This is a genomic window from Corallococcus aberystwythensis (assembly GCF_003612165.1).
Classification (GTDB): Bacteria; Myxococcota; Myxococcia; order Myxococcales; family Myxococcaceae; genus Corallococcus; species Corallococcus aberystwythensis.
Genome location: NZ_RAWK01000383.1, coordinates 1 through 7,060, shown reverse-complemented (window position 1 = coordinate 7,060; position 7,060 = coordinate 1). Strand labels below are relative to the sequence as shown.

At 68.2% G+C, this 7,060-nt stretch carries 7 protein-coding genes and 1 pseudogene; 7 read left to right on the top strand and 1 reads right to left on the bottom strand.

Annotated elements, in window-relative coordinates:
* The 5 genes and pseudogenes from D7W81_RS38280 to D7W81_RS38260 all read left to right on the top strand — a co-directional run.
* Positions 1 to 341 (top strand): annotated as a pseudogene (locus D7W81_RS38280) (hypothetical protein); the annotation flags it as partial.
* A gap of 374 nt (positions 342 to 715) precedes the next feature.
* Entirely contained in the window at positions 716 to 1,825 is a 1,110-nt protein-coding gene (locus D7W81_RS38275) for a 3-oxoacyl-ACP synthase III family protein (protein WP_120560298.1), read from the top strand.
* Positions 1,826 to 1,870: 45 nt separating this feature from the next.
* Positions 1,871 to 2,488 carry a DUF2378 family protein gene (locus tag D7W81_RS38270; protein WP_120560297.1) on the top strand — a complete coding sequence of 206 codons (618 nt, stop codon included), beginning with the start codon at positions 1,871 to 1,873 and terminating at the stop codon, positions 2,486 to 2,488.
* A gap of 44 nt (positions 2,489 to 2,532) precedes the next feature.
* Positions 2,533 to 3,048, top strand: coding sequence for a hypothetical protein (locus D7W81_RS38265; protein ID WP_120560296.1), 516 nt, complete (start codon positions 2,533 to 2,535; stop codon positions 3,046 to 3,048).
* 111 nt (positions 3,049 to 3,159) lie between these two features.
* Positions 3,160 to 4,599 (top strand): hypothetical protein, encoded by a 1,440-nt coding sequence (locus D7W81_RS38260; RefSeq protein ID WP_120560295.1) that lies wholly within the window; start codon positions 3,160 to 3,162, stop codon positions 4,597 to 4,599.
* A gap of 11 nt (positions 4,600 to 4,610) precedes the next feature.
* On the opposite strand, the gene D7W81_RS38255 is transcribed toward D7W81_RS38260, so the two are convergent.
* Positions 4,611 to 5,093, bottom strand: coding sequence for a nuclear transport factor 2 family protein (locus D7W81_RS38255; RefSeq protein ID WP_120560294.1), 483 nt, complete (start codon positions 5,091 to 5,093; stop codon positions 4,611 to 4,613).
* Between the two features lie 75 nt (positions 5,094 to 5,168).
* Here D7W81_RS38255 and def point away from each other — a divergent pair, with 75 nt between their 5' ends.
* A complete protein-coding gene (gene def, locus D7W81_RS38250; RefSeq protein ID WP_120560293.1) occupies positions 5,169 to 5,708 on the top strand; it encodes a peptide deformylase in 540 nt (179 codons plus the stop codon).
* A 3-nt stretch (positions 5,709 to 5,711) separates the two neighbouring features.
* Positions 5,712 to 6,416 carry a sterol desaturase family protein gene (locus tag D7W81_RS38245; RefSeq protein ID WP_120560292.1) on the top strand — a complete coding sequence of 235 codons (705 nt, stop codon included), beginning with the start codon at positions 5,712 to 5,714 and terminating at the stop codon, positions 6,414 to 6,416.
* Positions 6,417 to 7,060 lie beyond the last annotated feature (644 nt).

The window sequence follows — 7,060 nt, the reverse complement described above, 5'->3', positions numbered from 1 at the left end:
GCGGGGGTGGTGGTGGCGGCGACGGCACGCTCCTGCCCAACTACGGCCGCAGCAAGGGCGCCCCCGTCTACGGCGCCAGCCTCCAGGACCTGGAGTTCTACGCCAACGGCGCGCGCCGCTCCCTGGCGGACCCCAGCAAGTCGCGCTGGCACGACAAGGAGCGCCAGCTCCTGGCCTCCATCGAGGCGGAGATTGCCCGGCAGCGCGGTGAGGGCGGCGGTGGCGGCGAGCCCCCCGCGCGTGGCGGTGGTGGAGGCCGGGGCGGTGGCTACGGCTACGGCAACCCGCCGGACGACGGCGAAATCCCGCCCCCGGGCGACGACGACAACATCCCCTTCTGAGAGGGCCTTGGACCCCCGCGGCCATGAAAATGGTCGCGGGAGAGATCCAATCGCTCCCGGTCCGCGCAATAGAAGGAGACGCTCCGGCAATGGCAGGTACCGTGAGTGTTTCTTTTGTCCACTTGAAGTGAATTGACACGCCGCGTGTGATTCATTCCACGTCGGTGGCTTCACTTTTGAAGTGTCGCCCATCCTCCGGATTTCACAGGTCACCTGGGCTGTTACGTCAATACGTGCACTTCACGGATGACGCGCTTGGGAACAGGAACTCCGTCTTTCCAAGGGCTTAGGAAGTGGCCTGGAACGTGCTCTATGCATGCGTGCCAGGGAATCCATCCCGTCCGGCTAGGCTGTGAAATCACGAGGCCATGGAAATGACCGAACGGGTGTGTGTCGTGGGCGCCGGTTCATTCGTCCCTACGCGGACCATCTCCAATGAGCGGATCGCGAAGGCGATCCCCGGCTGGTCGGCCGACCGTATCGAAGAGAAGATTGGCATCAAGGAGCGCCGGTTCCTCTGGGACTTCGACGACGAGACGGGCCGCGCCATCCCTCCGCCGGACGACGTGCTGGGGCGCTTCTACCCGGCGACCAACACGGACATGTGCGAGGTCTCGCTGCGCCAGGCCCTGTCCCGCAGCGGCGTGGAGGCGAAGGAACTGGACGCGCTCTTCGTGGTGACGTGCACCCCGGACGCGCCGCACTTCAACCACGACGCCATGGTGCTGCACGAGCGGCTGGGCCTGCGCGAGGACGCCTTCGCGCTGGTGGTGGATGACGGCTGCGGCGGCACGCCCTACGTGCTGGACCTGGTGCGCAAGATGATGGAGGGCGGCCGCTTCCGCACGGTGGCGGTGGTGGCCTCGGCGTTCACGTCGCCCCTGCTCAACCGCGAGGTCTACACGGACGAGCTGCCCCCCACGCCGGGCCGCCCCAAGGCGCTCAACGCCTACCTGTCCATGTATGTCTTCGGCGACGGCGCCGGCGCGGTGGTGCTGCGCAAGCAGGAGGGTGACGAGGACGGCCCGGGCATCCTCTCCTCGTTCTCCGGCAACGCATACGCGGAGCTGGTGACGCGCCGGGGCGGCGGCATGCTGAAGCTGCCCTACCAGCCGGGTCGCACGCGCCCGGCCGACATGGCCTTCATCGTGGACGGCTTCAAGGTCGCGCGCAGCTACCCGGAATACATGCAGAAGTGCCTGGACGCGGTGCTCACCCCCGCGGTGCGCGAGCAGGTGAAGCGCTACTACTTCCACCAGCCCAACAAGCGGGTGATGGATTCGTTCGTGAACCGCGCGGGCCTGCCCAAGGAGGCGGTGGCCTGCAACGTGGATCGGATTGGCAATACGTCCGCGGCCGGGATGTTGATTCTGCTGGCGGACGACTTGGAGCAGGGTCGTGTAGCACTCGGCAGTGGGGACCTGGTGGTGGTGGCGGCGGTGGGCGCCAACGTCCATTATGGGGCCCAGCTCGTGCGCCTGTAGCGCGCACGGGTGTTCATCTCCTCCCCCTCGGAGATTCCCCCCTCTATGAGTGAGCAGCGCAAGGAAGTACCCGGACTGGATCCGGTCCTCTCCCAGGATTTGGAGAAGCGCCTCGCCCTGGCGACCCCCGACGACACGGCCCGAGGCATGTTCTTCAACGGAGCGCTGAATGCCGTGCGCAACCTGGGCGGCGACGCCGCGGTGGAGAAGTGCCTGGCGGTGGTGCCGGAGAAGAAGTTCGTGGACTTCTTCAACTACCCGGTGGCGGGCTTCCTGAAGCTGGCCTTCACCGGAGCGCAGCTGATGGGGCCGCAGCTGGGCGGCTTCGACGCCATGTTGCGCAAGATGGGCACGCAGGCGACCACGGACTTCCTGTCGTCGGCCGCGGGCAAGACGCTGCTCCTGCTCGCGGGGGACAGCCCCAAGCGGCTGGTGACGAACCTGCCCACGGGCTACCGCGCGGCGGTGAGCTACGGCGACCGCAGCGTGGAGTGGACCAGCGACCGCGCGGGCAAGCTCCTGATGAAGCGGGACTTCATGCCGCCCGCGTACCACGAGGGCGTGCTCCATGCGGTCATCGAGGCGCTGGGCGCCCGGGGCGTGCAGGTGAAGGGCCGTCAGACAGGCCCGGTGGATACGGAGTACGCGCTGTCCTGGCAGTAGCGAACGGAGCACTCACCCCGCGGTCCTGAAGGATGGGTTTGAACATGACTCGGGAACACGCGGGGGCCCCGGTACGGCTGCGGTCCGGCACGGAGTGGGTGTATGCCTTTCGCTCGCAGGAGGACGCCGCGACGCCGCCGGACGAAGCGGTGTGCGCGGCGGCGCCCTTCACGTCCACCGTGAAGCTGGGCGCGGGCCTCTACGTGCCCGTGGCGGACGGATGCTACGAAAGGGTGGGCTCGGCCACGGCCTGCTTCCGTCTGACGGACCGGACCTTCACCCCGGGCACGCAGGTGCCGTTCTACGTGCGCTTCCTGCTGCCGGCGGGGGCCTTCACCGCGTTGGGCGAGTGCACGCTCATGAGCAACGACCAGCCCCAGGCGGGCGTGGTGCTCGCGGGAGGCACGCTGAAGCTGGTGGAGGTTCCTCCGGGCTTCGTGGGCGGCATGGTGTCCAACCTGAGCGTGTTCAACCCGCTCAAGCTGCCCGGCTTCGCCACGGGCTCGTACTACACGCTCTACACCTTCCGGAAGGAAGACACGGGCGCCTCCAGCCCCTGAGCGCGGCCCCGCGCGCCGGCCCCTCTCCCGGCACGCCAAGGTGAACAGGAATGTCGGGGATGCCTGGGAGAATACGTCCCTGGGCATCCGACGCCATCACGAGGGGGACGCATGGAAAGCAGGTGGAATCCGCTCTACGAATCGCTCGGCTATCGGCCGCCCGCGACGGGCAGGGCCACGCCGGAAGCTCCGCCGCCGGAGGACACGGACCTGCCCCTCCTCGGTCCCGAGGAACTGGAGGCACTCAAGTCCGCCTTCCTGCGCGAGCCGGAGGACGTGCTGCGCTGGACGGAGAGTGGCCTGGGCGCGAAGGTCACGGTGGGCGCGTTCGTGGAGGCGCTGCGCGAACTCGAGCTGCTCTTCACGGACCCCGGCCAGTTCCAGGACCAGCTGGACGCGACGGAGCGCCACGCCCGGCAGGGGACGGGAGGGCTGCCCGCGGACTTCACCTTCCCGCTGAGGACGGAGGAGATCCCCATCGACCCCACGCGCACGCGCTTCGAGCCACAATCCGACCTGCGCGGCTGGCTGTTGTTCAGCGGTCCGGTCTGGTTGGAGCAGGGCGCGGCGGCAAGGCAGGCCCCATTCCGCTGGCACTTCGGAGCGAAGAGCCGCTTCGTCTATCCGCTGCGCGAGCCGGAGCCAGGCCACCCGGTGGAGGTCGCGCTCTTCGCGGACTTCGGCACGGGCGAATACGCCTCCCGGTACATCGCCCGGCAGTTGGTGATGCGCGGCGAGCGCCTGGACTGCGCGGTGCACCAGGGCGGCGTCTTCTACGCGGGCCGCCAGGGCGAGTTCGACGCGCACGTGGCGGAGCCCCTGGAGCCACTGCTTGGAACGACGGCGCTCATGACGTTGAACGCGCCGCCGGAGATGCGCTCGGGTGCGGGCGCCTACTTCCGCTACCTGGACGAGCGGCGGGGCGCGGGCCCCCGTCACCCGCAGGAGGGCAGCTACTTCTGCCTCGCCGCGGAGCGCTTCCAGCTCATCGGCCTGGACACCGCCTGGTTCGAAGCGGGCCGCCATCGCGAGCCCGCGCTGCTGCAATGGCTGGAGCAGCGCCTGTCGGAGGGGCGCAGGCGGGGCGCGATGAACATCCTGCTGAGCCACGCCGCGCCCTACGGGCCGGACGCGGAACGGCTCTCCCCCTTGGTGACAGAGGACCTCCAGGCCCTGGTCGTGGAGCGCGAGCGGGTGGACCTCTGGTGCTGGGGAGGCGCCCAGGCGGGAGCACTCTACGACCGCGCACCGGGCCTGCCCTTCCTCGGCGCCAGCCTGGGCCACGGAGGTTTCCCCTCAGAGCGGAGAGACGCCCCGGAGTACCCGGTGGCACCGGTCCGCTTCTTCGAATCCCGGCCGCGTTTCCCGGAATGGACGGGTGTGCGCCAGGACCGGGGCAACCACGGTCACGCGACGCTGTGGCTGCACGCGGACGGCACGGCGTCGCTGCGCTACACGGACTGGATGGGCCAGGTGCGCTGCGAAGCGACCCTGGCACGACAGGGGCCCAGGGGACCGGTGACGCTGAAGACGCTCGACGCGCGGGAGTGACTCAGGGGCCCTCAAGCTCCTTCGACGCCGCGCTCCTTCATGTACTTGCGAAGGCCCGCGGCGCCCTGGGCGCGCACCTTGTTGTGCAGCAGCGGCGTCCACCCGAGCGCCCAACCCACGGGCCCCAGCGCCTGCCGCGACCAGGTCCAGAAGGGGAACCGGTCGGTGTGGCGGATGATCTTCCCGTCGGCGAACTCGAAGGTCGCGTCGATGCGGTTGAGCACCTTCCGGCCCGTCTGGCTGAAGGTGTAGCGCGCATCCCAGTGGGCGCTGCCGGTGCGGTCATCGGCCTGGACCTGGCTGAAGACGAGCTCCAGGTCCTTGCCGCGCTCCAGCAGCATGCGCCACATGGAGGTGGCGCCCGCGTAGCGCAGCCCCTGGAACACGGCGTCGTTGAACTCCACGTCAGGGTGGTAGCAGGCGGCCATGCCGTCCGCGTCGCGCCGCTGGAAGGCCGAATAGAAGTCGGTGATGAGCTGGGAGTGCGGGTGCATGTCGCCGGTCTAGCAGACCCGGGGACAGGCGGAACTGCCGAGCAATGGAGGGAACCCCATGGCAGAGTCCGGCGCATGGCTCGCGACATCGTCATCTGGCCCCACAAGGTTCTCACCACGTCCACCCAGCCCGTGACCGACTTCGGACCGGCGCTCGAAACGCTCCTCCAGGAGATGGCGGAGGCCATGGCGGAGGCCAAGGGCATCGGCATCGCGGCCAACCAGGTGGGAATCCCCCTCCGAGTGGCCATCGTCGGCCGGGAGGACGGCACCCAGTTCGAAATCGTGAACCCGCAGCTGCTCTCGAAAGAGGGGAGCGTGAAGCTGGAGGAGGGCTGCCTCTCCGTGCCGGACGTGTGGGAGAAATGCCCCCGCGTCGAGCGGGTGAAGGTCCGCTACCAGGACAAGACGGCCCAGTGGCACGAGCTGGAGGCGGAAGGCCGGCTCGCCCACGTGCTCCAGCACGAAATCGACCACCTGGATGGCCACGTCTTCGTGGACCACCTCTCCAGCCTGAAGCGGACCCTCATCCTGGACCGCATGAAGAAGCTGCAGAAGTCGCTCGCCCGCCGGAAGGAAGAGCCCGCGGAAGGCAAGGGAACGAAGCGCTCCTAGCGAATGGAACCGCGCCCCGTCCCCCGGCAGGTCCAGGCCTTCCGTGAAGCGTACCGGGCCCAGGCCATCGGGCCCGGCTACCGGGGGCAAATCCACTTCGCCTTCACCAGCCTCGTCTGCCTGGGGGGAATCATCCTGGCGCTGAGCCGGGTGGAGGCCCCCAGGGTCTGGGAGCTGCTCGGGGTCCCCGCGGTCATCGCGCTCGCGAACACGGTCGAGTTCCTCGGCCACCGGGGCCCGATGCATCACCGCACCCGGGGCCTGGGCCTGATGTTCGAGCGGCACACCGTCCAGCACCACCGCTTCTTCACCCACGAGGCGATGGCCTACGAGTCCCCCCAGGACTTCAAGATGGTGCTCTTCCCTCCGGTCCTGCTCCTCTTCTTCCTGGGAGCCATCGCCGCCCCGCTTGGAGCCCTCTGCTTCCTGCTGATTTCCCCCAACGCAGGCTGGCTCTTCGCCGCCACGGCGCTCGGCTACTACCTGGCGTACGAATGGGTGCACTTCGCCACGCACCTGCCGGGCAACCATTGGAGTGCCAGGCTGCCCGGCATCCCGTTCCTCCGCCGGCACCATCAGGTGCACCACGAGCCGAGCAAGATGGGGCGGCACAACTTCAACATCACGTTTCCCCTCGGAGACGGGCTCTTCGGAACGCGCTGGACCGCCCCATCGGATGAGCAGCAAGCGACGCGCCGAGGGAAGTGACGGGGAAAGAGGAAAGCGCGAGACGGGGGTTCACACCGTGGAACGGCGTACCCATATCCCCGGCGTCTCGGAAGGAATGATCAGGCCCGGATCAATCAGGGTTTGACGTCGCCGAACCGAAGCGTTAGACACTGGACCCCCGCGCAACGAACCGTTGGCCCCCGGGCCTCGGAAAGTCAGCGCGGGGGGAAGAAAAGGATCGACGAAGGTTGTTGATCCCGAACGCGGCGAAGAGGTAGAAGCCGCGCCCCGCTCAAGAGGATCCGAACGAAGCAGCTCGGAACTGAGGAGCGGACAGCAGCAAACGGTCGCCACGAAAATGGTTGATCGCGGATGCGGCGGTGGTAGAAGCCGCGCCCCTCACCTCGAAGCCCGCGCACTGGCGCGGAAGGCACTTCGGGGAGAGCGCAGGACCGACAAGGAAATAGGGCAGTCAACGAGCGAGTTGACAGCGAACGCGGCGAAGAGATAGAAGCCGCGCCCCACCGAAGAGGCAGCAGTCCGGCAAGCAACAAAACGGACGGCAAGCGGTGAGAGAAGCTGACAGCAAGCGGTTGACAGGGAAGGCGGCGCTGAAGTAGAAGCCGCTCCCCTTCGAAAAGAAGCGGCGGAAGTCACTGGACGGCGCCGACGAGATTCGAAGC